The sequence below is a fragment of the Sphingomonas sp. C3-2 genome, from assembly GCF_033025475.1.
Classification (GTDB): Bacteria; Pseudomonadota; Alphaproteobacteria; order Sphingomonadales; family Sphingomonadaceae; genus Sphingobium_A.
In genome coordinates this window covers 3,022,398-3,046,838 of sequence record NZ_CP130322.1, presented here as the reverse complement: position 1 = coordinate 3,046,838, position 24,441 = coordinate 3,022,398, and the positions used below count along the sequence as shown (strand labels likewise).

Below are 24,441 nucleotides of genomic sequence, written 5' to 3'. Positions count from 1 at the left end.
AGCGGCGCATCGTCGCGCAACGCCCCAAATCCGATCGGGTCTAGTCCAATCGGGGGTTGCGTTGCTTGGCGGACCTCCGTCAAACATCGCTCCACAAGGAGAAGAATCGGATGTCAGAGCAGGAGTTGTTTCCAGTCCCCGCCGAATGGGCAGCCAAGGCCCATGTCGACGAGAACAAATATGCCAAGCTGTACGGCCTTTCGCTCGCCGATCCCGGCAGCTTCTGGCTCGAACAGGCCAAAAGGCTGGACTGGATCAAGCGTCCCGAGATCGCTGGTGACTGGTCCTTCAACGAAGAAGATTTCCACATCCGCTGGTTCGCCGACGGCAAGCTCAACGTCACCGCGAACTGCATCGACCGGCACCTGAAGGACAAGGCCGACACCGTCGCTATCCTGTGGGAACCCGACAGCCCCGATGAAGCGTCGCGCAGCTTCACCTATCGCCAGTTGCATGAAGAGGTTTGCCGCTTCGCCAACGTGCTGAAGGAAGCCGGCGCGCGCAAGGGCGACCGCGTCACCATCTACATGCCGATGATCCCCGAGGCCGCCTTCGCGCTGCTCGCCTGCGCGCGCATCGGTGCGATCCATTCGGTGGTCTTTGGCGGCTTCTCGCCCGAAGCCCTTGCCGGGCGCATCACCGACTGCGATTCCAATATCGTCATCACCGCCGATGAAGGCCGTCGCGGCGGCAAGCGCGTCCCGCTCAAGGTCAATGTCGACGCCGCGCTCGAACATTGCACCAGCGTCAGCAAGGTGATCGTCGTAAAGGCAACCGGCGGCGACGTCGCCATGCAGGACGGCCGCGACATCTGGTATCACGACGCGGCGGCCAACGTCCCCGCACAGTGCGCGCCCGAGCCGATGGGCGCCGAAGACCCGCTCTTCATCCTCTACACCTCGGGTTCGACCGGAAAACCCAAGGGCGTGCTGCACACCACCGGCGGCTATCTGCTCTGGGCCAGCCTCACGCACGAACTCTATTTCGACTATCGCCCAGGCCAGACCTATTGGTGCGCGGCCGATATCGGCTGGGTCACCGGCCACAGCTATATCGTCTATGGCCCGCTTGCGAACGGCGCGACCACGCTGATGTACGAAGGCCTGCCCAACTGGCCGACGCCCTCGCGCATCTGGGAAGTGGCGGACCGCCATCAGGTCGAGATTCTCTACACCGCCCCCACGGCGTTGCGCGCGCTGATGAAGGAAGGCGATGATTATGTGACGCGGACAAGCCGCAAGTCGCTGAAGCTGCTTGGATCGGTCGGCGAACCGATCAATCCCGAGGCATGGCGCTGGTATCATGACGTGGTCGGCGAAGGCCGCTGCCCGATCGTCGACACCTGGTGGCAGACCGAAACCGGCGGCGCGATGATTGCGCCGATGCCCGGTGCCGTCGCGCTGAAGCCGGGCTCGGCCAGCAAGCCGATGTTCGGCGTCGATCCGCAACTGCTCGATGCCGAGGGCAATCTTCTCGAAGGTCCGGCCGAGGGCAATCTGGCGATCGCGCGCAGCTGGCCCGGGCAGATGCGCACCGTCTGGGGCGATCATGCGCGCTTCTTCGAAACCTATTTCACCACCTATCGCGGCAAATATTTCACCGGTGACGGCTGCCGCCGCGACGAGGATGGCTATTACTGGATCACGGGCCGCGTCGATGACGTGATCAACGTGTCCGGCCACCGCATGGGCACCGCCGAAGTCGAAAGCGCGCTCGTGCTTCACGCCGATGTCGCCGAGGCCGCGGTCGTCGGCATGCCGCACGACATCAAGGGCCAGGGCATCTATGCCTATGTCACGCTCAACGCCAATGTGTCGCCGAGCGAAGAACTGCGCGCCGCTCTGAAGCAATGGGTCCGCACCGAAATCGGTCCGATCGCGACGCCCGACGCGATCCAGTTCGCGCCCGGCCTGCCCAAGACGCGCTCGGGCAAGATCATGCGCCGCATCCTGCGCAAGATCGCCGAGGGCGATATGTCGTCGCTGGGCGACACCTCGACGCTGGCCGACCCCTCGGTCGTCGACGATCTCGTTGCCAACCGCGTCGCCTGATGCTGTACCAGGCGCCCGGGCTTTAAGCTTGGGCGCCCGGACGCATCTTAGCGCATCAGCACCAATTCTTCCGCCATGCTCGGGTGGAGCGCGACGGTGTCGTCGAACGCCTGCTTCGTGAGTTTCGCCTTCACCGCGATCGCCGCTGCCTGAAGGATCTCGGGCGCATCGGGGCCGATCATGTGGAGCCCGACGACCACGCCCGTCTCGGCATTGCAGATCATCTTGTAGAGCGAGCGTTCGTTGCGACCGGCAAGGACGTTCTTCATCGGTCGGAAATCCGACTGATAGACCGCAATCTCGCCGATTTTCTCGCGCGCCTCGCCCTCGGTCATCCCCACACCCGCGATCGGCGGATGGCTGAACACGGCTGAGGGAATGCAGCTGTAATCGACCTGGCGCGGCGTGCCCCCGAACACGCTGTCGGCAAAGGCTTGCCCCTCGCGGATCGCGACCGGGGTCAGCTGGATACGGTCGGTAACGTCGCCCACCGCGTAGATGCTGTCACAGCTTGTGCGGTTGTCCGCACCGACCACGATCGCGCCCTTTTCGTTTACCGCGACGCCGGCATTTTCGAGGCCAAGTCCCTCGGTATGCGGGCGGCGCCCCGTTGCGAACAGCAGCGCATCGGCCTCGATTGGCTCGCAGCCCTTCAGGAAGATGCGGAGCGAGCCATCCTCCTGCTTCACTATCTTTTCGAACGGCGCGTTGAAGCGGAATTCGATGCCCTTGGTCATCGAAATCTGAAGCAATCGGTCGCGGATCTGCTCGTCATAGCCGCGCAGGATGGTGTCCGATCGATTGACGATGGTCACATGGCTGCCAAACTGGTGCAGGATGCCCGCAAATTCATTGGCGATATAGCCGCCCCCGGCGATCACGACACGGCGCGGCAGTTCTTCCAGATGGAACACCTCGTTCGAGGTGATGCCATGTTCCGCCCCCAGCACATCCGGAATGATCGGCCAGGCGCCCGTCGCGATCAGGATCTTGCCTGCGGTCACCGTCTGGCCGGAGGCAAGGCGCACCGCGTTGGGGCCCGCAATGGTCGCGCGCTCGAGGATAATCTCGACCTTGTTGTTGTTGAGCGTATCCGTATAGGCGCAGTTCAGCCGATCGACATCGGCGAGCACATTGTCGCGCAGCGTTGCCCAGTCGAATTTGGGTTCGCCGACATCCCAGCCGAACCGGCGAGCATCTTCCAAATCCTCGGCGAAATGCGCGCCGTAAACGAGCATCTTCTTGGGCACGCAGCCGCGAATGACGCAGGTGCCGCCGACGCGGTATTCCTCGGCCACCGCCACCCTGGCGCCGTGCGCGGCCGCAATGCGCGAGGCCCGGACACCGCCCGACCCGGCTCCAATCACGAAAAGATCATAGTCGAAGCCGGGCATGTTCCATCCTTATCCATTGCACACGGCCGCACGCGGCACGCGACGGCCAGTTTCATCCTGTCGCGATGTAGGCAGCGGATGCGGAACAGACAAACGCCTTTTCCGCATCACTGAAATCGCCTCAGCCGAAGGCGCGTTCGATCAACGAACGGGTCGACGGATCGAAATGCTGGATATCGGCGCCCTCGATCGACCGGGCAATCTCCTTGCCCAGCTCCACGCCGAACTGATCGAACGGGTTGATCCCGAGCAGAACGGCGTTGGTGAAGGTGCGGTGCTCGTAAAAGGCGATAAGCGCGCCGAGCGTGCGGGCATCGAGCTGGTCGAGCAATATGGTGCTCGACGGGCGATCCCCCGGATAGGCGCGCGCGGGATCGTCATTGGCCCGCCCCGTCATCAGCGCCGCGCCCTGCGCGAAGCAGTTGGTGAGCAGGTGGCGGTGATGCGCCTCGTCCAGCCCGTGCCCCGGTTCGATCGACGCCAGGAATTCGACCGGCACGAAATGCGTGCCCTGATGCAGCAACTGGAAAACCGCGTGCTGGGCATCGGTGCCAACGCCCCCCCAGGTGATCGGCGCGGAGGGCCCCTCGACGGGCTTTCCGTCGATACGGACGCTCTTGCCGTTCGATTCCATCTCCAGTTGCTGAAGATAATCGGGCAGCAGCTTCAGCCGTTCATCATAGGCGAACACCGCACGGGTGGTCGCCCCCTGCAGCCGCGCGTAATATTGATCGACAAAGGCCGCGAGCACTGGCGCGTTGTGATCGAGCGGCGCGAGCCGGAAATGCCGATCCATTTCGGCGGCGCCTTCGAGCAGTTCCTCGAACTGCGTCCACCCCAGCGCGAGCGCTGCCGGAAAGCCGATCGACGACCAGAGCGAGAAACGCCCGCCCACGGTTTCGGAAAAGGGCAGAACGCGCGTTTCGTCGACGCCCCATTCCACCGCGCGGTCGGGATCGGCGGTGAGCGCGATGACCTGGCCGTAAGGATCCTCGACGCCGCCATCGGCCAGCCATTCGAGCGCGCTCGCCGCGTTGAGCAGGGTTTCGCGCGTGGTGAAGGTTTTCGACGCAACCACCAAGAGCGTCGCGGAAGGATCGAATTTGCGGAACGCATCCTCAAGCGCCACGCCGTCGACATTGGAGACGACAGCCACGTCATACCGGCCGGCATCGCGGCCAAGCGCGTCGACGAGCAGCGCGGGGCCCAGCGCCGAACCGCCAATGCCGACATGGAGGATATGGCGCACCGGCCCCAGCGCCTCCGCCTCGATCGCATCAATGATCGCGCGCATGCGGGCATGGAAGAAGCGCGCCTGGGCCACGCTGTCGGGCGCGCCCTCGCCACGCTCGGCGGTATGCTCCGCGGCGCGCCCTTCGGATTGGTTGATGGTCTTGCCGGAGAAAAGCGCCTCGCGCGCAGCCGCAAGACCGGTCTCTTCGGCGAGCGCGACGAAATCGGCGATCAGTTCGGGCGTGACATGCGTTTTCGACCAGTCGAAATGCATGCCGCATTCGTCGAGCGTGAAGCGGCTCAACCGATCGGGATGCGCAGCGAACAGTGCGGACAAAGGCAACCTTTGCGCGGCCTGAAGGCGCCCCCAGGCCGATGAGGTGCTGGTCATGTAACTCGATCTCCGCAGAATGATGGCACTATCTAGAACAGTTCCGGAACGAACTTAATCCTGTTTTTCTCCACCCGCGGTTCAGCGCTAGTGGTTCGCGTTCAATCCTTTCATTGGCGCGATATTCTGTTAGGAAGCGCCAGCTGCGAAGCCCGGTTGCCGCCCCAGATGTGCGTGCGCGCCTGAGGCCCAGCATCTATACAGCGTATCAAGGATCAACCAGTGAACCGCCCAGCCCATACGCCCCTTCGGCCGATGAAGTCCGCATGGATCGTGATCGTTTGTGCCGCCACGATCGTGACGCTGGCCATGGGCGCGCGGCAATCCTTTGGGCTGTTCCTGCCGCAGATGAGCATGGCGCTCGATATCGGTAGATCGTCATTCGGGCTGGCCATCGCGATCCAGAACCTCGTCTTCGGGTTGGCGCAGCCCTTTGTCGGCGCGCTGGCCGACCGCCACGGTGCGGGACGTGTCGCCGCCGGCGGCGCGCTGCTTTATGCTGCCGGGCTGACGGCGGCGGCCTATGCGGGCAGCGCGATCGGCATGCACCTGTCGCTTGGCGTGCTCGTGGGTCTTGCGATGGCGGGATGCACCTTTACCGTGACGCTGGGCGCGGTGGGCCGTGTCGTTCCGATGCACAAGCGCACCATGGCCTTTGGGATCGTCACCGCCGGCGGCTCGCTTGGTCAGTTTCTCGTCGTTCCGGGCGCGCAGATGATGCTCGCCGATTACGGCTATCACATTTCGCTGATTGCGCTCGCCGGGCTGGTCGCCATCGGCGCCGTGCTTGCCATCGGCATTGCCGGGCATCCAGGCGGTGAGCAAGACCATGCCGAACAGAGCGCCGGCGAGGCACTGCGCGAAGCGCTGGGGCAGCGCAGCTATCTGCTGCTGAACGCCGGCTATTTCGTCTGCGGGTTCCAGCTGGCCTTTATCGGCACGCATTTCCCCGCCTATCTCAACGACCATGGCCTCGGCACGATGATCGGCGCGACCGCGCTGGCGCTCATTGGCCTGTTCAACATCTTCGGATCCTATGCCTTTGGCGTGTCGGGCGATCATTTTCGCAAGCATCATGTGCTGGCCGGGCTCTACGTCGCCCGTGCGGTGGCGATCCTCATATTCCTGGCGCTACCGCTCTCCAACGCATCGGCGATGGTCTTTGCCTCGGTCATGGGGTTTCTATGGCTCGGCACGGTGCCGCTCACCAACGGGTTGGTGGGCCAGATTTTCGGGGTGCGTCATCTGTCGATGCTGGGCGGCCTCGTCTTCATGAGCCACCAGATCGGCAGTTTTTTCGGCGCGTGGCTGGCGGGCATCGCCTATGATGCGAGCGGTTCCTACAATTTCGCCTGGGGTGCCTCGATCGTGCTCAGCCTGTTTGCCGCGCTGGTCCACCTGCCGATCCGCGATGCGCCCTTGATGCGGGCGCAGCCGGCATGAAGCGCGCCGCCCCCCTGCTCATTGCGCTGGGCGTCGCGGCGCTGCTGGCCATCGGCCTGATGCTGTGGCGCGATCAGGGTGCGCTGATCTGGCTTTCGGGCTTTACCCCCTATTGCTTCTGATCGCCTATTCCGGGCCGCTGCGCTTGATTTTGCGCGCCTTCCGCCGCAAAGCGCACCGATGAACGATACGACCCCGGCTTCCGCCGAGCCCATGGCCGGCCCGGCGACCAAGAAAAAATCGGAAACGCTGGATTTCCTTGGCTTTTTGCTCAAGCTCGGAATCCTGGTGTTCGTGATCCGCAGCTTTATCGCCGCGCCGTTCAACATTCCGTCCGAGTCGATGATGCCGCGCCTGCTCGTGGGCGACTATCTGCTCGTGTCGAAATGGAACTATGGTTATTCGAACTACAGCCTGCCGTTCGACGTGCCGCTGATCCCCGGCCGCATCCTGCCCTCCACGCCCGAGCGCGGCGACGTGGTGGTGTTCAAGGCGCCGCCCCATCAGCGTCAGGATTATATCAAGCGCGTGATCGGCCTGCCGGGCGACACCGTCGAGATCAGCGACGGACAGGTGATCCTGAACGGCAAACCCGTGTCGCGGGTGAAGATGGACGATATCGTCCTGCCCGAAACCCCGACGAGCAACTGCCTGACCGCGGCCTCGATCGAGCAGCAGAAGGACGGCCGGGTGATGTGCCGTTACCCGCGCTTCCGCGAGACGCTGCCCAATGGAAAGAGCTATTTCGTGCTCGACACCACGCCGCGCACCGCCGGCGACGACACGCAACTGTTCACCGTGCCCGAAGGCCATATCTTCCTGATGGGCGACAACCGCGACCATAGCGCCGACAGCCGATTTCCCGCCGCCGACAATGGCGCGATCGGCATGGTTCCGGTCGACAATCTTGTCGGCAAGGCCTGGGTGAGCGTGTTTTCGACCGACGGCAATGCCGACTGGCTGAAGCCCTGGACCTGGGTGACGGCGGCGCGCTGGAGCCGGATTGGAGAAGGGTTTTGAGCACCCCCGAATTCCCCGTCTGGATTGAACGGACGCTGGGCCACAAGCCCAAGGACGTCGCGCTGTTCACGCGTGCGATGACGCATGGCAGCCTCGACGCGCCCAATTATGAGCGCCTCGAATTTCTGGGCGACAGGGTGCTGGGGCTGTTGATGGCCGAATGGCTGTTCGAGCTGTTCCCCGACGAACCCGAGGGCAAGCTTTCGCGCCGGCTGAACGCGCTGGTGACGCGCGAGACCTGCGCCGAGATCGGCCGCCAGATCGGCATCGTTTCCTATATGCGCCTGGGCAAGCAGGCGCGCGACGACGGCGCCGCACAGAGCGACAATGTGCTGGGCGATGTTGTCGAGGCGCTGATCGGCGCGCTGTATATCGAGGCCGGACAGGATGCCGCGCGCGCCTTTATCCGCAAGGCGTGGTCGACGATCGTCAAGACCCAGAACACCGCGCCCAAGCACCCCAAATCGGCGCTGCAGGAATGGGCCGCCGCGAACAACCGGCGCCCGCCCGTCTATGAGATCACCGACCGTTCCGGCCCGCACCATTCGCCGCGCTTTACCGTGAAGGTATCGATCGGCACGCTGGCCGAAGCGAGCGCGACCGGCACGTCGAAGCAGGAAGCCGAGACTGCGGCGGCCCGCGCGCTGCTGGAGCAGCTGGGCTGAGCCCGCGCCACAAAAACATCAGAACGGGCGGCTCGACATTGCCGCCCCCGATACGGATATTATGACCATGAACAGCCTTCCCCTCCAGCGCTGCGGCCTTGTTGCCGTGGTCGGCGCCCCCAATGCGGGCAAGTCCACCCTCGTCAATGCGCTGGTCGGCCAGAAAGTGGCGATCGTCAGCCCCAAGGCGCAGACGACGCGCACGCGGCTGATGGGCGTGGCGATCGACGGCGACAACCAGATCATGCTGGTCGACACCCCCGGCATCTTCGAACCCCGCCGCCGGCTGGACCGCGCGATGGTGGCGGCGGCCTGGGGCGGGACGCAGGATGCCGACCTGATCGCGCTGGTGGTGGATGCCAAGGCCGGGCTTGGCCCCAAGGTGGAAAGCATCGTCGAGGCGCTGAAGGATCGCCGCGAGCCGAAGATCCTGATCCTCAACAAGGTGGATGTCGCCAACAAGGGCAAGCTTCTGGTCCACGCCCAGCGGCTGACCGAGCGCGTGGCGTTCGACGAGGTGTTCATGGTGAGCGCGGCGACCGGCGACGGCCTGCCCGAGCTGAAGACCGCACTGGGCATGGCGATGCCCGAGGGCCCCTGGCACTTCCCCGAGGACCAGGTGTCGGACGCGACCGACCGGATGCTGGCCGCCGAAGTGACGCGCGAGCAGCTCTATCTGCAACTGCACGCCGAGCTGCCCTATGACAGCGCGGTCGAGACCGAGAAATATTCGGAACGCGAGGACGGTTCGGTGGAGATCCACCAGCAGATCCTGGTGGGCCGCACGAGCCAGCGCGCGATCATCCTGGGCAAGGGCGGCCAGCGGCTGAAGGAAATCGGCAGCCGCGCCCGCGCGCAGCTGGGCGAATTGCTGGGCGTGCGCGTGCACCTGTATCTGCACGTGAAGGTGAACCCCGACTGGGAAGAAGACCGCAGCCTTTACCGCGATATCGGGCTGGACTGGGTGGACTGAGCCCCCGCCTGCACGGTTCGGGAAAGCCCCCGTAAAGGCGACATATGCGCCATGACATTCGCTGGAATGTCGTTTTTGAATTTCTGGAAAACAAAGCCCTGAAACGAAAATGCGCGGGCCAGATGCCCGCGCAATTCGGTTTTACGCTGAATGGCCCGTGTAGGAAACGGGCGCTTCAGGATGTTCGGATCAGAACTTTCCGACCAGGCTGCCGATCAGGCCGGTCCATACCGCCGTGGCAAAACCAACAACCATGATGCAATCCGATCGATCCCGAATGGCTTTCAGCGTGCGCATCCCTCTCTCCTCGCGAATATTTATGAAATATTATTATGACGAGGATACTCACCGCAAAACTATCAAAATGCAAGCGCGATTCTGCCTCTCACCGCGCATTTGACAATTTTCGTCGCAGCAGCCTCCGCAGGCTCGCTGGAAAAGGGCGGATTTGCAACGAAAACCCCCGCCCTTCCACTAGGGAAGGACGGGGGCCGAATTAAGCTGCGGTTAAACGCGCTTACTTCTTCTTGGGGAGAATCGGGTAGTAGATGCCCGGATGCTCGGCCGTGAGGTCGATTTCCATCGCGCTCTGATCCCAGTGGGATTCGGTCATTTCCCAGCGCTTCTTTTCGCCTGCGGTATAGGCGTCGAGATCGGGATAGAGCAGTTGGATGATCTCACCCCGCGTCTTGTCGAGCTTCTTGGCCTTCACCGGCGTGATGTTGATGATCATGAAATCCCATGCCGGGGCGAGCGCGTGGCCCGAATTGGCATAGATGGTCGAGCTTTCGGTCGCGCCGTTCTTGATCTGATAGTCCATGATCGGACGGTGCCATTTGAGGTAGAGCGCCAGCCACTCATCCTGCTTGCCCGGGGGCGTCTTGTAATAGCTGACGCTGATCCGGGGGCGATCTTCGAGCTGGCGGCCCGACATGGCCTGCGCCTGTGCCGGGGTGCTGATGACTGCGGGGGCAAGCACGGCGGCGCCAACGAGCGCAAGCGCGGCGCGAGACAGAAACTTCATTTCAATCCTCCTGTTAACAGTTTGAAATCGATCAGAACTTGGCGCTCAGCGCAACATAGAAGCTGCGGCCGATGACGTCATAAGTGCTGGCTTCGGTGGTGCCGATGACACCGTTCAGAACCAGCGGCTGCTTGTTCGCGAGGTTGTTGATCCCCGCGCGCAGCGTGTAATCGGGGGTGACGCGCAGTTCACCGAAGAGATCGAACAGGCTGTAGGACGGCACGCCCGGCGTGGTGCTGGCCGGATTGGTGGCGCGCGCCGCCGCCTTCATGCTGTCGATGAACCGCCAGCGGCCACCCAGCGTGAAGCTTTCGGCACGGTAATCGAGCGTGGTGACCGCCTTCCACTTGGGCAGCGAACCCGGCTGACTGGTCGAGGTGCCGCCGACGGTGCCGGCATATTCGGCCCAGCTGCCGCCCGGCGTCGTCTGCACCTTGAAGCTGTCAAGATAGGTGACGACGCTGTTCAGGCCGATCGACGACCGATCCGACGCGCCGAGCGCATCGAGACCGAGACGGTAGTCGACCTGGAAGTCGATGCCGCGCGTCTTGTAGCCGCCGAGGTTGAGCGTCGGCTGCAGCACGTTTTCGATCCGGCCGGTGGTGGGATCACGCTCGATATTGGCGCAGAAGAAATTGTCCGCCGCGTAATTCGGGTTCGAGCCGTCGAGGTTGAAGCATTTCTGCACGCTCTGGAGCGAGGAGACCACGCCGATCGCGCCCTTGAGGCGGATGTCATAATAATCGACCGAGAGCGCGAGGCCCGACAGCCAGGGCGAGCTGCTGCGCGGATTGAAGGTGGCGCCGAGGGTGAAGGTATCGGCCTTTTCGGGCTTCAGACCCAGATTGCCGACGCTGGTGGCGTTGCTGTCATCCTGCAGGTTGACGAAGCCGTCGACGAGCGCATCGGGCACGCCCTGCGCCACGCAGAGCGCGCGGATCGCGGCGGCGTTGGGGCCGCTATGGATCGGGTTGGCACCGTGGCACGGATCGCCCTGCCCGTTGGTGACGCGGCCGAGGCCCGGCGTCGAGCCGCTGGGCGCGACGAAAAGCTCACCGACCGAAGGCGCGCGGACCGCACGGGCATAGCCGCCGCGGATGCGGAAGGATTCGACCGGCTGCCAGTTGCCCTCTGCCTTGTAGGTGTGGACGCCGCCGGCGAGGTTATAATCCGAATAGCGATAGCCGAAGCTGGCTTCGAGACGGTGGATGAACGGCTTGTCCGCGATCAGCGGCAGGAACAGCTCGACATAACCTTCCTTCACATTGCTTTCGCCTTCGCTGGCGCTGGTGAAGGGAACGCCCACGACATTGCCCGCCGAGAGGATCGCATCGGGCTGGCTGGAATAGCTGTTGCGGCGATAGGCCGCACCCACCGCGAAGCGGGCATCGCCGCCGGGCAGCGCGAACAGGCGGCCCTGCAGGTTCGCTTCGATCACATCCTGTTCCAGCTCGACCGCGCGTTCGGGCGAGGCGACGAGATAGGCGTAGCATTCGGCGGAGAGCGGGTTGACGCCGAAGGGGTTGTAGCCGCCCGCGCAGATGCTCTGGCCGCCATCGGCCGCGTTGATGAGCGAGGCGAGCGAGGTCTTGAGCACCGAACCCGGCGAGCGTTCGTCGATCTTGGTGCGGCCGTGCGAGCCGTAGATTTCCCAGCTGCCATCGAGGCCCGAAAGCTTGCCGCGCAGGCCGGCGGTGACCTGAAGCATGTCGAGACGGCGTTCGGTGACGCGCGGGCCGGCTTCGTAGAAGCGCTTTTCGAGCGTGAGGTTCGCGTTCGGATCAGCGCGCGAGGCGAGCAGCGCCTGCAGATCGGCCGGGATGAAGGCGTTGTTCACCGGAATGCTGAGCGAGGCGTTGCCCGGTTCGACCAAAATGGTCGTGTCGTAGCGCGAATAATTCGCCTCGGCGAAGGCGGTGACGCTGTCGGTGATGTCGAAGGTGGCGCGACCAAAGGCCGAATAGCGTTCGAGCGGCGACTGGAGCGTCAGGAAGGTGTTGAGATTGTTGACCTGATTGCCCGTGCTGTAGAGCAGCCCGCCCTGCGACCCGCGATAGTTGAACACGCCGTTCGACGCGCTGAAGAGCGTGCCGTCATCGTTGAAGCTGATGCCCGAGGCGGGAACAACGCTGCCCGCCGCGACGCCGTACTGCGCGAAGAGCGCGTCGAGCGCGGCCTGGCTGGGGCGGTTGGAACCGGGGGCATAGACGCCGGTGGGCAGACGCAGATCGGTGCCGCCCTCGTTCTTGCGGAAGAAGGAACGCGACTGATAGTTGATCGTGTCGCGGTGCGAATAGGAACCCGATACGACGACATTGCCGCGGCCACCGGCGAAGTTGGTGCCGGCGGTGAGGCTGATATCCGACGTCGCGCCATCGCCCTGTTCGGTGATGCCGTACTGCGCGTCGAGCTTCAGCCCTTCGAATTTCTGCTTGGTGCGGACGTTGACGACGCCGGCGATCGCATCCGAGCCGTAAACCGCCGAGGCGCCGCCGGTGATGACTTCGATGCTTTCGATGAGCGCGGTCGGGATCGTGTTGAGATCGACGACCTGCTGGATGTTCGAGGGCTGCATGCGGCGGCCGTCGAGCAGGACGAGGTTACGGAAGGTGCCGAGGCCGCGCATGTTGACCGAGGCCTGGCCCGAGGTGTTGTAGCCGGTCTGCGTCGAGTTTTCGCCAAGGCCGAATTGGGGGAGCTGCGACAGCGACTTGTCGAGCGTCAGCTGGCCGGTGTTCTTGATCGCATCCTGCCCCACCGTGGTGATCGGCGAATCCGACGAGAAATCGCGGCGCGCGATGCGCGAACCGGTGACGACGATGTCGGCGGCGGCGGGTGCCTCGGCGGCATCGGCGCTATCTTGCGCGAACGCGGCGGGAGCGGCGGCGACGGCAAGCGCGATGACCGAGCTGCGCGCCAGGATATGCGCGGCCGCAGCGGAACGAACAAAACTCAACGAAATGGACATTTTTATCCCCCTTTAATTGGGGATGCAGCTAGCGAAGACATTCTCTATCACAAAGATAGAAAAAGTTGTGCTGCTAAAATCCAGCTTTAGTCGCTTGGATTTTGGTCACCTAGCGGTGTTGGAGCCGAAGTTCCAGCCCCACCAAATGGGGGCGATGCGCCGCACCGCCCCGTTCGTATTCCAATAATCAGGCGGGCGCGAGAATGAGCCCCGATGTGGGCACGCCGGTGCCCGCAGTGACGAGCACGTTGGAAACCGGCCCCGGCTGGTTGACCGAGGTGCCGCGCGCGAGGCGAACCCCCTCGGCGACGCCGTTCAGCCCGTGGATATAGGCTTCGCCCAGCTGGCCGCCATGCGTGTTGATCGGCAGGCGCCCACCCAGTTCGATATTGCCTTCGCGGATGAAATCCTTGGCCTGCCCTTCCTTGGCGAAACCGAACGCCTCGAGCTGGGGCATGACGAAGGGGGTGAAGTGATCGTAGAGGATCGCCGCCTGAATATCGTCCGGACGCAGACCCGACTGGGCATAAAGCTGTTCGGCGACGATGTTCATTTCGGAGATGCGGCCGATATCCTTGCGATAATAGCTCGTCATCATCTGGCTGTCGTCGCCCGCGCCCTGCGCCGCGCCGCGAATGACGACGGGCGTCTGCTTCAGCTTCTTGGCATATTCGAGCGAGGTGACGACGACCGCGACCGCGCCGTCGGATTCCTGGCAGCAATCGAGCAGGCGCAACGGTTCGACGATCCAGCGGCTGGCCTGGTGATCGGCGAGCGTGATCGGCTGTTCGTAGAACCACGCATTGGGATTGGTGGCGGCGTGCTTGCGCATCGCGACCGAGATGCGGCCGAGATCCTCGGTCGTGGCGCCGTGATCGTGCATGTAGCGCTGCGCCTGCATCGCCACCCATGAAGCCGGCGAGATCAGGCCGTACGGCGTGTACCAGCCATAATGCGCGGTTTCGGCGGTGGGCACGGGCGGCGGGGTGTGGCCAGTGCCGAAGCGATATTGCGAGCGTTCGTTCATCGCGCGGTAGCAGACGACGACATTGGCGACGCCGGTGGCGACCGCCATCGCGGCATGGGCGATGGGCGCGCAGGCCGCGCCGCCGCCATAATGGATGCGGCTGAAGAATTTCAGCTGCTTGCCGCCGATCGCGCGGAAAAGCTCGATCTCGGGATTGTTATCCATGGTGTAGGTCGACAGGCCGTCGACTTCCGCCCGGTCGATGCCCGCATCCTCCAGTGCAGAGAGCGTGGCCTCGACCGCGAGGCGCAGTTCGGAGCGCCCGCTATTCTTCGAAAATTCGGTGGCGCCAATGCCGACAATCGCGGCCTGGTTGCTGATCGTTCCCATCAGCCCTTCTCCTTCAAGCAAAACCGATGGTGACGGTGGAGGTGACATGTTCCCCCAGCCCGTTGCGACCCGACACCTTGATGGCGGCGGTCTGCGCGGCGGCATCGACGGACTCGACGGTGCCGTTGACCACCATCGTGTCGCCCGCGAAATTGGGCGCGCCGAGGCGGATGGCGATGTTCCTGATCCGCGCCGACGGGCCCGCCCAATCGGTCACGAAACGCTGGACGAGGCCGTTGGTGGTGAGGATGTTCATGAAGATATCCGGCACGCCGCGCGCCTGGGCGGCGGCCTTGTCGTGATGGACATTTTCATAATCATTGGTGGCGAGCGCACCCGCCACAATGGCCGATGCCGTGATCGGGAAGGACAGTTCAGGCAGCGCCTGACCGACCGTGATGTCGTTGAACTTCATGCATTTGCTCCGGCAAGGGGTGCGGTGCGGCCAGCGGCGATGGCGCGGCCGATTTCGGAGAGCAGCGGCTGGGCCCCGCCAAGGGCGAGCTCGACCTGCTTGGCGGCGAGGAAATAGCGGTGGATCGGATAATCCATATCGGCCCCGAGCCCGCCGTGGAGATGCTGGGCGCTGTGCGACACGCGGTGGCCACCCATCGCCGCCCAATATTTGGCGGTGGCGATTTCGGCGCGCGCCTCACGCTTATTGTCGAGCAGCCAGACCGCGCGTTGCAGCGTCGAGCGCATCGCCTCGACATCGATAAAGCCGTCGGCGGCGCGCTGCTGCACCGCCTGCATCGAGCCGAGCGGACGGCCGAACTGGATCCGCTCGCTCGAATAGGCGGCGGTACGGCGCAGCGCATCCTGACAAATGCCAAGCTGGAGCGCGGCGAGCCCGGCGCGGGCGTGATCGACAAGGAAGCGCGCAACCGCGCCGCCCTGTTCCTCGCCCCCCAACAGCGCATCGGCCGCAACGGCGGCACCGTTGAAGCGGATTTCGGCGTGGGGCTGTGAACTCGTCGACCGCTGGCCGGCAATCTCGACGCCCGCAGCGGCGGGATCGACGAGGAAGACGAGGATCTGTCCGTCGCAGCGCGCGGGAACGAGGAGCAGATCGGCCTCGGCGCCGTACGGCACCGCGATCTTCACCCCGTCAAGCGTCCAGCCGCTATTGGTGCGCGCGGCGCGGAGCACGGGGGCGGCGGGATCGGTGTTGCCCAGTTCCTCGAGCGCGGCGGTGAGCACCGCCTGCCCGGTGGCGACGCGGGCGAGCACCGCTTTTTGCGCATCGGTGCCGAAGGCTGCGACCGGCAGCGCGCCGGCGACGAGCGTGGCGTGGAGCGGCAGAGGCGCGAGCACCCGGCCCTGTTCTTCGAGCAGGAGCGCGAGTTCGGCCATGCCGAAACCTAGTCCGCCCTGTTCCTCGGGCACGGCAAGGCCGAGCAGCCCGGCCTCGGCCAAGGTCTGCCACAAGCCAGCGTCATAGGCGTGCCCGTCCCGGTCGAAAGCGCGCAGGCTTTCGTCGGTTACGCGGTCTCCAAAAATCTGCGCGGCGAGATCGCGCAGGCTTTGCTGTTCTTCGCTGAGTGCGAAATCCATATCCCCCTCCCCTCAGGCCAGACGGAAGGCGGGAAGCACGTAATCGGGCTCCACCTCGACGAAATCGAGCGTGACCGGCTTGCCGATCGCGACATCCTCCACCTTTGTGCCAGCAATCATGTTGGCGACGATGCGCACACCCTCCGCAAGCTCGACGAGGGCGACCGGCAGCGGATAGGCAAAGCCCGGCAGCTGCGGATGGTGCATCACGACGAAGCTGTGGATCGTGCCGCGCCCGCTGGCCTCCACCGTCGTCCAGTCGAACGAACCGGTTTCAGGGCATGCGGGCACCGGCGGGTGGACGAGCCGACCGCCAAAGGACTGGATGAGCAGCTTGCGTTCCTTCAGCCCGTCCCAGAAAAATGCATTGTCGTGCGTGATCGCGGGGCGCGGATGCGCGAACTTTTTGGGCTTGGTATCCTTTTCTGGCGCGGCAGCCTTTTCGGGCGGGCGAAATTTGAGCACGCGGAACTTCATCCGGCCGACCAGTTCATCGTTCTGGTCGGTGAATTCGTAATCGATCGTGACGAAATGGCCGGTGCCCAGCCCCGTCTTCTTCTCGTCCGAAATTTCCGAGATGACGGTGCGATAGCTGATCACATCGCCTTCGCGCAGATAGCGGATATATTCCTGTTCGATATTGGTGGCGACGACGCCGAAATAGCCCGCATCGTCGAAGATCTTGAGGACGGCCATCCCCTCTTCCTCGGTCCGGCCTGCGGGGCGGTAGGGCGCCATCGTCCACACTTCGAGCATGGCGGGCGGCGCCACGGGGGTGTCGAAACCCTGTTCGGCGCGCGCAGCAGGATCGTGCCACAAGGGGTTGGCATCGCCCATCGCCTCGGCCCAACGCCGGATCATCGCCTGATTGACGGGATCGCGCGCCGTGGTGGCGGCGGTCGCTTCGCGGCCCAGCCACTCCCGGGCGCGGGTCAGCAGATCGCTTTGCTCGGTCATTGTCGTCCTTATCTTGCCGCGCGCGGCATATTGAGGCCCATCTGGGCAACCATGTCTCGAAGAACCTCGACGGCGCCGCCGCCAAAGGTGTTGATCTGGCATTTGCGGAATTCACGCTCGATCCGGCCGCGCAGCTGGGCGCCGGGCGACCCGTCACGCACCAGCCCGGCAGGGCCCATGACATCGAGGAGCAGGCGGATCGCGCGGATCATGCCTTCGGTGCCGAAGACCTTGAGCCCGCTGGCGAGTTCGGGGCGGGTGACGCCCTGCGACACTTCCCAGCCGACACGGTCCCCCATCAGCCCGATCGCGCGGAGCAGCGTGTAGCATTCGGCGAGCGCGAGCTGGACCCAGGGCAGATCGATGAGCTTGCCGCCCTCGGCCGCATCGACGCCACGCGCCCATTCGACGACTTCGTCGAAACAGCCATTGGCGCCGTAGGTGAGCGCGGCCAGACCGATGCGTTCATGGTTGAGCTGTTCGGCGATCAGGCGCCAGCCGCCATTTTCCTGCCCGATGATCATCGACGCGGGAACGCGGACATCCTCATAATAGGTGACGTTGGTGCGCACGCCCCCCACGGTCCAGATCGGCGAGACCGAGAAGCCGGGCAGCCTGGTATCCATCATGAAGATGGTGATGCCCTTGTGCTTGGGCGCATCGGCATCGGTGCGCGCGGCGAGGAAGACATAATCCGCGCCCTCGGCACCGCTGGTGAAGATCTTTTGCCCGTTGATGACGAAATCGTCGCCGTCGCGGACCGCGCGGGTGCTGAGCGCGGCAAGGTCCGAGCCTGCGCCTGGTTCGGAATAGCCGATGGCGAAGATGAGATCGCCGGTAGCGATGCGGGGCAGAATCTCGCGCTTCTGTTCCTCGGTGCCGAGCCGCATCAGCGCGGGGCCGACGGTGTTCACGGTAACGAAGGGGAACGGCGCTTCGGCCAGAACGAGTTCCTCGAGCAAAATCTTCTGCATCGAGGGATCGAGGCCACGGCCGCCATATTCGACGGGCCAGCCGGGGGTGAGCCAGCCGTCGCGGCCCATCTGGCGGATCACATCGCGGTAGACGGTGCCGCTTTCGGCGCCTTGCGTCGCGGCGCGGACCTCATCGGTCATGATGCCCGCCAGATAGGCGCGAAATTCGGCGCGCAGGGCGGCCTGTTCCGCGCTGGGTTCAACGCGCATGATCAATTCTCCGGTTTGAAGGGGGCGATGCCGAGGCGATCGAGCGTCTCGGGCGTAAGGGGGACGTAGCGACCGGCCTCAGGATCGGCGACGAAGAGCGGATCGCCGCCCACCGAGCCGGGATCATAGCCTTCCTTCTGAAGCTCGACCTTGCGCAGCTTGAAGGTGGTCGTCATGTCCGCCGAACCGCTGATGCGAACGAAGACGGGCACTGCATAATGGGCAAGTTTTTCGGTCGCGAAGCGGTAGAAGGCGACGGGATCGAAGGCCGATGCATCGGCATAGGTGAGCGAGACCATGCCTGCGCGCCCTTCGGTACGCGGCACGCTGACGCCGTAGACATTGGCGATTTCGGGCCCCGGAAAACCGGTGAGAACGGCGGTGACCTCTTCGGTCGAGACATTCTCGCTCTTCCAGCGGAAGGTGTTGCCGATCCGGTCGACGAAATAGAAATAATGATCCTCGTCGAAGCGGATGAGATCGCCCGAGCGGAACCAGGCGTCGCCAGGCTTCACGACGTTGCGCAGCAGCTTCTGCTCGGTTGCCTCACGCGAGGTATAGCCTTCGAAATAGCCGCCGACGCCGGTGCCTTCGAGCACCTCGGCGATCACCTCGGCGACCTCGCCGGGCTTGGCATCGACGAGCTTGCCATCGGCATCGCGGACATGATCGTCGGTTTCGACGTCATAGACCACGAAACGCATATTGGTGTGTTCGGGATAGGGCACGCGGCCGACCGAACCGATCTTGTTATCGGCATTGGTGAAGCCGTAATTCGCCTCGGTCGAGCCGAGCCCTTCGAGGACATTGGCGACGTCGAAGCGGCGCATGAACGCTTCCCAGACATCGGGCTTGAGCCCAGCGCCGGTCATCACGCGCAGGCTGTTGTCGCCGTCATCGGCGCGTTCGGGCGCGGCGAGCAGATAGCGGCAGATTTCCCCGATATAGTAGAAGCACGTGATCTTGTGGCGGCGGACATCCGCCCAGAAACCGCTGGACGAGAATTTGCGGCGGAGCACGAAGGGAATGCCGCTGGCGAGCGCCACCGAGGGCACCACCATGCCGCCCGCGCCGTGATAGAGCGGGAGGACGCAGTAAAAGACGTCGTCGGGCCCGATCTGCATGAGACCGGTCATGGTTTCGCCGGCGTTCAGGAAACGCAGATGGCTCATCCGCGCGGCCTTTGGCAGGCCGGTCGTGCCCGAGGTGAAGATAAGATAAAGCGGATCGGCAAGCACCACGCCCGCGCGTAAAGTGCGGTCGGGGTTATGATCGGGCTGGCCAGCAAGCACGGGTTCGAGATCGACCGCGCCGCGCAGGCCCGACAGCGCCCGGCCCGCCTCTGCCTGTTCCCAGAGCAGTGCCGGCACATCGGCGGGATCGAGATCGGCGACCGCGCCGGCCAGCTCGGAATCGACAATGAGCGCCTTGGCGCCGACCTGGTTGATGGCATGGGCGAGCACCGTGCCGGTGGCCGACGTATTGATGAGCGCGGTGACCACGCCGATCTTGGCAAGGCCCAGCCAGATCAGCACGAAATCGGGCCGGTTGAGCATCATCAGCGCAACGACATCGTCCTTTTTCAGGCCAGCTGCGGCGGCGGCGTGCGCGATGCGGTTGGCGCGCGCATTGGCGGCGGCGAAGCTGATGCTTTCATCCTCGAACAGGATGAAGGGCGTATCGGCATGATCGGCGGCGCGTTCCTCGATCCGGTCGGCGACGCTGTAATCCATGTCGCGCGTGAAGCCCGCGACGCGCGAATAACCACGCATGAGGCGCGCCATGGATTCCTCACGGCTCGGCGTGATCCATTCACCCATTTGCATTCTCTCCCTGCCTTGCGTGGCGCGTCACGAACGCCGTGATCGCATCCAGAAAGGCGTCATTGTCGTCACCGGCGACCATGTGGTGCGCATCGGCGACCTCGGCGATTTCAGCATGTGGCAGCAATTGGCGAAAGCTTTCCGCCGCTTCCTGCGAGACGACATCGCTCTTCATGCCGCGCACCATCAATATGGGGACGGTGATGGCGAGCGCCGCCGCCTCGATCCGGCGGGCACTGGCATCGGGATCCCATCCCTCACGCGGGGTGACGAAGGCCGGATCCCAGCGCCAATAATAGCGCCCGTCATCGCCCTGCCGCAGATTCTTGGCTAGCCCCTCGTTGGACCGCGGACGCGGGCGATGCGGCAGATATTCGGCGATCGCATCGGCGGCGTGATCGAGCGTATCGAACCCGCTGGCGGTGCGCCGCATGAAACCGACCACGGCGTTGCCGCCGCTGCTTTCCATGCGCGGAACGATATCGACCAGGACGAGCGCCGCCGCCCTGGCGTGCGGGCTTTCCCCGCAGGCGAGCATCGAGGCGATGCCGCCGAGCGACGCGCCCACCAGCACCGGCGCGGTGCCGAGCTGATCGACCACTTCGCGCAGATCCTCTGCGAACATGTGAAGCTGATAGTCACCGTCCGCCGACCAGGCGCTTTCACCGTGGCCGCGCAGATCGAGCGTGGTGACCGAGAGGCCGCGCGCGGCGAGCGCATTCGCCGCCATATTCCACGAACCGCGCGTCTGGCCGCCGCCGTGGAGCATCAGAACCGCAGGCCCATCTTCCGGCCCGCGCCGATCGGCGGCAAGCGCGAGACCGCCCTGCCCCCGAAAACTCATTCTTTCGATAATGTTCAAGCAATCACCCGTACAACGTGCGAGGCGGACGGGCGGAACGACCGATGCGTTCCGCCCGCGCCCATCAGAACTTCACCTTCATGTCGACGCCGTAGCTGCGCGGCTCACCATAGTTGGAGGTCGCAAAGCCCAGCGACCCGAAGTCGATGCCGGCGGTGCGGTATTCCTTGTTGGTGAGGTTCTTGCCCCAGAGCGTGAAGCTGGCCTCGGTGCCGCCCATCGGCACATTGGCCAGCATGATGCGGCCATCGAGCAGGCCATAGCCCGGCGCCTGGATCGCCGCGTCGTTCGGGCTGAACGGCTCGCCCGGCAGGATGTTGAAGCGGACCCGGCTCTTATACGCCCAGTCGAGACGGAAGGAGAGCCTGCCGCCCGCGACGTCCGGGATCGAATATTCGCCGCCGACATTGGCGGTGGTGCTGGCCGAATAGCTGAACTTCGCGATGTCGGAATAATCCTCGATCAGGTTGGTGACCGGATTGAGGGCGAGCAGTTCGGAGAAGTTGCGATCAACATAGCCGAACGAGGCGTTGAGACGCAGGCCATCAAACGGCAGCGCTTCCATTTCGAGCTCGACGCCCTTGAAGTCTGCCTTGCCCGCGTTGATCGTCTGCGACGATGCACCGCCGGTGCCCGCGACGAGCTGGTTGAGCTGCTTGTCCTTCAGATCGGCGTAGAAGACCGTGCCGTTGAAACGCAGGCGGCGATCGAAGAACTCGCTCTTCACGCCGACTTCATAGTTGGTGACCGATTCCGGATCATAGCCGTCGTTGATCGCGCGCGGGTTGAAACCGCCGGCCTTGTAGCCGCTGGCGATACGGCCATAGGCCATGATGTCGGGCGTCGCCTGATAGGTGAGCGTGGCCGAATAGTTGAGCTTGGAGAAGCTGCGTTCGAGCTGACGGGCGAACGGGCTTTCCTGATAGAGCTTCTTTTCGTCGGCGGTGTAACGCAGGCCGCCGGTAAAGCTGAGCTGATCGGTGAAGCGATAGGTGGCCTGACCGAACACCGCCTTGGATTCGTTGCGGTGGCGATATTTCATCGTGTTGGTCAGGTTGATGCCGACCAGCCCGGTGCCCGGGATGTTGCGGACAAAGGTGTACCATTGCGGATTGAGCTCGCGGGCTTCCTCGTTGAAGTAGAAGGCGCCGAGAACATAATCGAACGAGTCACCCGCCTGACCCAGCAGGTTAAATTCCTGGCTGAACTGGTGCTGCTTGCGATCATTGTCACCGCCGAACAGCCAGACTTCCTTGATGCCTGCGGGAGCCGGGCTAACGACAAGCCCCCTCAGCCCCGAATTGCCGTCGAGATCGGTGTTCTGGATGCGGTTCTTCCATTCGCGGAAGCCCGTGATCGACCGGAAGGTGAGATTGTCAGTGAAATCGGCTTCGGCCGAGAAGGTGTGGCTGACGCTGCGATCATAGGTGCCGGTATAATCGGGACGCGCCTCGCCCCGGCGTTCGCTGCTGGGCGGGATGAAGGCCGTACCGCCAAGCGCCGCTGAATTGCTGAAATAATCGATCACGTCCGGACGTGCGGCGGCGAGCTGTGACAGCGTGGCGACAGCCTCCATTTCCGACCAGTCGAACGTGTAATTTGCGCGGAACGGCCCGCCATTGTCGAACGCCAGCGCGATGCGGAACGCATCGGTGTTGTAGGCGCCGGGATCTCGGCTCGATTTGGCGTTGAGGGAATTGACGAAACCGTCGGCCTGCTTGTGGAGATAGCTGAACTTGGCCTTGAGCCCGCTATTGCCCAGTTCGCCGGTGTCGAGCGAGCCCTTGGCCTGCCAGTAGCCGCGGTTGCCGTACGACCCCGTCATTTCCATGCCAAATTCGTCGGAGGGCTTGCGCGAAATGAGGCTGACCGCGCCGCCCGTGGTGTTGCGGCCATAGAGCGTGCCCTGCGGGCCGCGCAGCACCTCGATACGTTCGAGATCGACAAGTTCGAACACCGCGCCGGTCGAGCGGCCGACGATGACGCCGTCGACATAGACGCCGACGGGCGAGTCTGCGGTGAGGATCGGTTCGGATTCCCCGACGCCGCGCACCTGGATGATAAGGTGCCCCTTGGTCGACGGGCCGGTGGTGGTGGTGAGGTTCGGCGCGACTGCGCTCAGCATCGAGGCGTCGGTGATGCGGCGCGTTTCGATCGTATCGGCGCTGACCGCGCTGATCGCGAGCGGGACGCGCTGCAGCGATTCACTGCGCTTTTCAGCGGTGACGATGATGTCGTCGAGCGCGGTCGGCTGGTTGCCGCCATCCTGCGCCCAGGCGGCAGCCGGCAGGCTGATGGCCGCAGCCGATACACCGAGAAGTGCCAGCGCCCTTACGAAACCGGCGCGATGATTTACACGTACCACAAAGTCCTCCCCTTGCTGCCCGGCCCGATTTCGGGTCCTGAGCGTCTGATTTCTCGTACGCGCAGAGAGTAACGATTGGGGGCCCGGACGCACCGGGCACGTCTTTTCCAAAAGTGCTCTGATTATCCGATCGTGACACAAAATGATTCGTGCGAAAGCCGTGCCGCGACCGGAGATTGCGCCATGCGAGTTGTTTTCACCGCAAAGCCCGTGTTAGCCTTTGCAAGCGGACAAGGTTTGCCCGGCAAAGGGCCCTGACGCGTGTGGAGAGGTGGATGAGTCGCAATATCGTCCGGGCCGAGATGCACAATGGGCCCACCCGCATAAGGGTTCAGACCTATCATTATGAAAAACCGTCTGAAATGGTGGGATTGCCGTCCAACCATACGCTGACGCTGATGACCACGCCGCAGCGCCGCAATGTCGGCCAGTTTCAGGCGGGGCCCCAGAACAGCCTTGCCGAACTGGGCGAACTGATCTTCGTGCCCGCCGGCCATGCGCTGTATGGCAGCGGCCCCGGTGGCCCGCAGGACATGGTGGCCTGTTCCTTTGCCCCCGGCCAGATCGACGCGCTGGCCGATTTCGAGACAAGCCTGGATCGGCGCGAACTGGCGCGCTGTTATGATCTGCGATCGGGCCGGATCACCGACACGATGCGCCGGCTGGGGCAGGAAGTGATCACCCCCGGTTTTGGCAGCGACATATTGGTGGATGCGCTGACCAGCGTGCTGCCGATCGAACTGGCGCGGCTATTCCACACGATGCGCGGAGACGAGCCGCTGGCGCGCGGCGGACTGACCCCGCACCAGCTGCGCACCATCGAGGATTATGTGCGCGACTGGCCGGTCGGCGGGGTGAAGGTGACCGATCTGGCGACGCTGACCGGGCTGAGCCGCGCCCATTTCATGCGCGCATTCAAGCAGAGCATGGGCGCGACGGTGCACAGTTTCGTCGAACAGATCCGGCTGGAGCAGACCCAGGCGCTGTTGGCGGGCACCGCGATGCCGCTGAAGCAGATCGCCGCACGAATGGGTTTTGCCAACCCGGCAAGCTTTTCAATCGCCTTTCGCCGACTGACCGGGACGAGCCCCGGAAATTATCGAAAAATGCTGAAAAACTGAATGTTGCCACGCTGAAGCATTGCATTTCTGGCACGGACGCCAATGATCCCTCCCCA

19 protein-coding genes are annotated in these 24,441 nt (G+C 64.0%); 7 read left to right on the top strand and 12 right to left on the bottom strand.

The annotated features are described in order from the left end of the window. Positions 1–110: 110 nt before the first annotated feature. The gene (gene acs / locus QYC26_RS14605; protein ID WP_317512951.1) at positions 111–2,051 is read left to right on the top strand and encodes an acetate--CoA ligase; all 1,941 of its coding nucleotides are present in this window, start codon (positions 111–113) and stop codon (positions 2,049–2,051) included. A 47-nt stretch (positions 2,052–2,098) separates the two neighbouring features. Here acs and gorA read toward each other — a convergent pair whose 3' ends face one another. Together gorA and pgi are read right to left on the bottom strand one after the other, a co-directional pair. Beyond that, positions 2,099–3,445 (bottom strand): glutathione-disulfide reductase, encoded by a 1,347-nt coding sequence (gene gorA, locus QYC26_RS14600; protein ID WP_317512950.1) that lies wholly within the window; start codon positions 3,443–3,445, stop codon positions 2,099–2,101. Positions 3,446–3,566: 121 nt separating this feature from the next. Then, entirely contained in the window at positions 3,567–5,069 is a 1,503-nt protein-coding gene (gene pgi, locus QYC26_RS14595; RefSeq protein ID WP_317512949.1) for a glucose-6-phosphate isomerase, read from the bottom strand. Between the two features lie 222 nt (positions 5,070–5,291). Here pgi and QYC26_RS14590 point away from each other — a divergent pair, with 222 nt between their 5' ends. From QYC26_RS14590 to era, 5 genes are all read left to right on the top strand, one after another. Continuing rightward, positions 5,292–6,512, top strand: coding sequence for an MFS transporter (locus QYC26_RS14590; protein WP_317512948.1), 1,221 nt, complete (start codon positions 5,292–5,294; stop codon positions 6,510–6,512). Further along, positions 6,509–6,634, top strand: coding sequence for a hypothetical protein (locus tag QYC26_RS14585; protein ID WP_317512947.1), 126 nt, complete (start codon positions 6,509–6,511; stop codon positions 6,632–6,634). The genes QYC26_RS14590 and QYC26_RS14585 overlap by 4 nt, the downstream gene beginning before the upstream one ends. A 58-nt stretch (positions 6,635–6,692) precedes the next feature. Continuing rightward, positions 6,693–7,532, top strand: a complete 840-nt coding sequence (lepB, locus tag QYC26_RS14580; RefSeq protein ID WP_317512946.1) for a signal peptidase I — start codon at positions 6,693–6,695, stop codon at positions 7,530–7,532. Beyond that, a complete protein-coding gene (gene rnc, locus QYC26_RS14575; protein ID WP_317512945.1) occupies positions 7,529–8,197 on the top strand; it encodes a ribonuclease III in 669 nt (222 codons plus the stop codon). Before lepB ends, rnc begins: the two co-directional genes overlap by 4 nt. Before the next feature lie 61 nt (positions 8,198–8,258). Further along, positions 8,259–9,170 (top strand): GTPase Era, encoded by a 912-nt coding sequence (gene era / locus QYC26_RS14570; RefSeq protein WP_317512944.1) that lies wholly within the window; start codon positions 8,259–8,261, stop codon positions 9,168–9,170. 517 nt (positions 9,171–9,687) lie between these two features. On the opposite strand, the gene QYC26_RS14565 is transcribed toward era, so the two are convergent. From QYC26_RS14565 to QYC26_RS14520, 10 genes are all read right to left on the bottom strand, one after another. Then, positions 9,688–10,194, bottom strand: coding sequence for a hypothetical protein (locus QYC26_RS14565; protein WP_317512943.1), 507 nt, complete (start codon positions 10,192–10,194; stop codon positions 9,688–9,690). A gap of 31 nt (positions 10,195–10,225) precedes the next feature. Continuing rightward, on the bottom strand, positions 10,226–13,162 hold the full coding sequence (locus QYC26_RS14560; protein WP_317512942.1) for a TonB-dependent receptor: 2,937 nt from the start codon (positions 13,160–13,162) through the stop codon (positions 10,226–10,228). A 187-nt stretch (positions 13,163–13,349) separates the two neighbouring features. Beyond that, positions 13,350–14,519, bottom strand: coding sequence for a lipid-transfer protein (locus QYC26_RS14555; RefSeq protein ID WP_317512941.1), 1,170 nt, complete (start codon positions 14,517–14,519; stop codon positions 13,350–13,352). Between the two features lie 13 nt (positions 14,520–14,532). After that, entirely contained in the window at positions 14,533–14,934 is a 402-nt protein-coding gene (locus QYC26_RS14550; protein WP_317512940.1) for a MaoC/PaaZ C-terminal domain-containing protein, read from the bottom strand. Then, positions 14,931–16,073: an acyl-CoA dehydrogenase family protein gene (locus tag QYC26_RS14545; protein WP_317512939.1), complete on the bottom strand. Its 1,143-nt coding sequence runs from the start codon at positions 16,071–16,073 to the stop codon at positions 14,931–14,933. Before QYC26_RS14545 ends, QYC26_RS14550 begins: the two co-directional genes overlap by 4 nt. 12 nt (positions 16,074–16,085) lie before the next feature. Further along, on the bottom strand, positions 16,086–17,030 hold the full coding sequence (locus QYC26_RS14540; protein WP_317512938.1) for a bifunctional MaoC family dehydratase N-terminal/OB-fold nucleic acid binding domain-containing protein: 945 nt from the start codon (positions 17,028–17,030) through the stop codon (positions 16,086–16,088). Between the two features lie 8 nt (positions 17,031–17,038). Beyond that, positions 17,039–18,214, bottom strand: a complete 1,176-nt coding sequence (locus QYC26_RS14535) for an acyl-CoA dehydrogenase family protein (protein WP_317512937.1) — start codon at positions 18,212–18,214, stop codon at positions 17,039–17,041. A gap of 2 nt (positions 18,215–18,216) precedes the next feature. Further along, positions 18,217–20,034 (bottom strand): long-chain-acyl-CoA synthetase, encoded by a 1,818-nt coding sequence (locus QYC26_RS14530; protein WP_317512936.1) that lies wholly within the window; start codon positions 20,032–20,034, stop codon positions 18,217–18,219. Continuing rightward, on the bottom strand, positions 20,027–20,899 hold the full coding sequence (locus tag QYC26_RS14525) for an alpha/beta hydrolase (protein ID WP_317512935.1): 873 nt from the start codon (positions 20,897–20,899) through the stop codon (positions 20,027–20,029). Before QYC26_RS14525 ends, QYC26_RS14530 begins: the two co-directional genes overlap by 8 nt. 64 nt (positions 20,900–20,963) lie before the next feature. Further along, entirely contained in the window at positions 20,964–23,264 is a 2,301-nt protein-coding gene (locus tag QYC26_RS14520; protein ID WP_317512934.1) for a TonB-dependent receptor, read from the bottom strand. A gap of 275 nt (positions 23,265–23,539) precedes the next feature. Here QYC26_RS14520 and QYC26_RS14515 point away from each other — a divergent pair, with 275 nt between their 5' ends. Then, positions 23,540–24,385: an AraC family transcriptional regulator gene (locus QYC26_RS14515; protein WP_317512933.1), complete on the top strand. Its 846-nt coding sequence runs from the start codon at positions 23,540–23,542 to the stop codon at positions 24,383–24,385. Positions 24,386–24,441: the final 56 nt, after the last annotated feature.

What these genes read in the sequence shown, in the direction of transcription:
- QYC26_RS14530 (WP_317512936.1), bottom strand. Translation starts at nt 20,034, where the DNA reads ATGGGTGAATGGATCACGCCGAGCCGTGAGGAATCCATGGCGCGCCTC.
- QYC26_RS14555 (WP_317512941.1), bottom strand. Translation starts at nt 14,519, where the DNA reads ATGGGAACGATCAGCAACCAGGCCGCGATTGTCGGCATTGGCGCCACC.
- QYC26_RS14540 (WP_317512938.1), bottom strand. Translation starts at nt 17,030, where the DNA reads ATGACCGAGCAAAGCGATCTGCTGACCCGCGCCCGGGAGTGGCTGGGC.
- QYC26_RS14565 (WP_317512943.1), bottom strand. Translation starts at nt 10,194, where the DNA reads ATGAAGTTTCTGTCTCGCGCCGCGCTTGCGCTCGTTGGCGCCGCCGTG.
- lepB (WP_317512946.1), top strand. Translation starts at nt 6,693, where the DNA reads ATGAACGATACGACCCCGGCTTCCGCCGAGCCCATGGCCGGCCCGGCG.
- QYC26_RS14560 (WP_317512942.1), bottom strand. Translation starts at nt 13,162, where the DNA reads ATGTCCATTTCGTTGAGTTTTGTTCGTTCCGCTGCGGCCGCGCATATC.
- QYC26_RS14585 (WP_317512947.1), top strand. Translation starts at nt 6,509, where the DNA reads ATGAAGCGCGCCGCCCCCCTGCTCATTGCGCTGGGCGTCGCGGCGCTG.
- QYC26_RS14535 (WP_317512937.1), bottom strand. Translation starts at nt 18,214, where the DNA reads ATGCGCGTTGAACCCAGCGCGGAACAGGCCGCCCTGCGCGCCGAATTT.
- pgi (WP_317512949.1), bottom strand. Translation starts at nt 5,069, where the DNA reads ATGACCAGCACCTCATCGGCCTGGGGGCGCCTTCAGGCCGCGCAAAGG.
- acs (WP_317512951.1), top strand. Translation starts at nt 111, where the DNA reads ATGTCAGAGCAGGAGTTGTTTCCAGTCCCCGCCGAATGGGCAGCCAAG.
- QYC26_RS14550 (WP_317512940.1), bottom strand. Translation starts at nt 14,934, where the DNA reads ATGAAGTTCAACGACATCACGGTCGGTCAGGCGCTGCCTGAACTGTCC.
- gorA (WP_317512950.1), bottom strand. Translation starts at nt 3,445, where the DNA reads ATGCCCGGCTTCGACTATGATCTTTTCGTGATTGGAGCCGGGTCGGGC.
- QYC26_RS14545 (WP_317512939.1), bottom strand. Translation starts at nt 16,073, where the DNA reads ATGGATTTCGCACTCAGCGAAGAACAGCAAAGCCTGCGCGATCTCGCC.
- QYC26_RS14515 (WP_317512933.1), top strand. Translation starts at nt 23,540, where the DNA reads ATGAGTCGCAATATCGTCCGGGCCGAGATGCACAATGGGCCCACCCGC.
- era (WP_317512944.1), top strand. Translation starts at nt 8,259, where the DNA reads ATGACCATGAACAGCCTTCCCCTCCAGCGCTGCGGCCTTGTTGCCGTG.